The 992-nt window shown below is 46.0% G+C and carries 2 protein-coding genes; both read right to left on the reverse strand.

Annotated features, from left to right (window positions below; translation table 11 throughout):
• Positions 1-286: 286 nt before the first annotated feature.
• The gene (locus C200_RS14350; RefSeq protein ID WP_457620996.1) at positions 287-799 is read right to left on the reverse strand and encodes an ead/Ea22-like family protein; all 513 of its coding nucleotides are present in this window, start codon (positions 797-799) and stop codon (positions 287-289) included.
• Complete coding sequence (locus tag C200_RS15260) at positions 796-954, reverse strand: TraR/DksA family transcriptional regulator (RefSeq protein WP_229041931.1); 159 nt, start codon at positions 952-954, stop codon at positions 796-798. The genes C200_RS14350 and C200_RS15260 overlap by 4 nt, the downstream gene beginning before the upstream one ends.
• Between the last annotated feature and the right edge of the window lie 38 nt (positions 955-992).

Here is a 992-nt window from a genome sequence, read left to right on the forward strand (position 1 = left end):
CTGCACAACATTGATTAACGCCCAATCTTTTTGCTCAGACTCTAACTCATTGATACTCATTTATAAACTCCTTGCAATGTATGTCGTTTCAGCTAAACGGTATCAGCAATGTTTATGTAAAGAAACAGTAAGATAATACTCAACCCGATGTTTGAGTACGGTCATCATCTGACACTACAGACTCTGGCATCGCTGTGAAGACGACGCGAAATTCAGCATTTTCACAAGCGTTATCTTTTACAAAACCGATCTCACTCTCCTTTGATGCGAATGCCAGCGTCAGACATCATATGCAGATACTCACCTGCATCCTGAACCCATTGACCTCAACCCCGTAATAGCGATGCGTAATGATGTCGATAGTTACTAACGGGTCTTGTTCGATTAACTGCCGCAGAAACTCTTCCAGGTCACCAGTGCAGTGCTTGATAACAGGAGTCTTCCCAGGATGGCGAACAACAAGAAACTGGTTTCCGTCTTCACGGACTTCGTTGCTTTCCAGTTTAGCAATACGCTTACTCCCATCCGAGATAACACCTTCGTAATACTCACGCTGCTCGTTGAGTTTTGATTTTGCTGTTTCAAGCTCAACACGCAGTTTCCCTACTGTTAGCGCAATATCCTCGTTCTCCTGGTCGCGGCGTTTGATGTATTGCTGGTTTCTTTCCCGTTCATCCAGCAGTTCCAGCACAATCGATGGTGTTACCAATTCATGGAAAAGGTCTGCGTCAAATCCCCAGTCGTCATGCATTGCCTGCTCTGCCGCTTCACGCAGTGCCTGAGAGTTAATTTCGCTCACTTCGAACCTCTCTGTTTACTGATAAGTTCCAGATCCTCCTGGCAACTTGCACAAGTCCGACAACCCTGAACGACCAGGCGTCTTCGTTCATCTATCGGATCGCCACACTCACAACAATGAGTGGCAGATATAGCCTGGTGGTTCAGGCGGCGCATTTTTATTGCTGTGTTGCGCTGTAATTCTTCTATTTCTG

The organism is Piscirickettsia salmonis LF-89 = ATCC VR-1361 (genome assembly GCF_000297215.2).
In the GTDB taxonomy this organism is placed as follows: domain Bacteria; phylum Pseudomonadota; class Gammaproteobacteria; order Piscirickettsiales; family Piscirickettsiaceae; genus Piscirickettsia; species Piscirickettsia salmonis.

Bases quoted from the DNA above. Each gene is read 5' to 3' on its own strand.
- C200_RS15260 (WP_229041931.1), bottom strand. From the start codon at position 954: ATGCGCCGCCTGAACCACCAGGCTATATCTGCCACTCATTGTTGTGAG.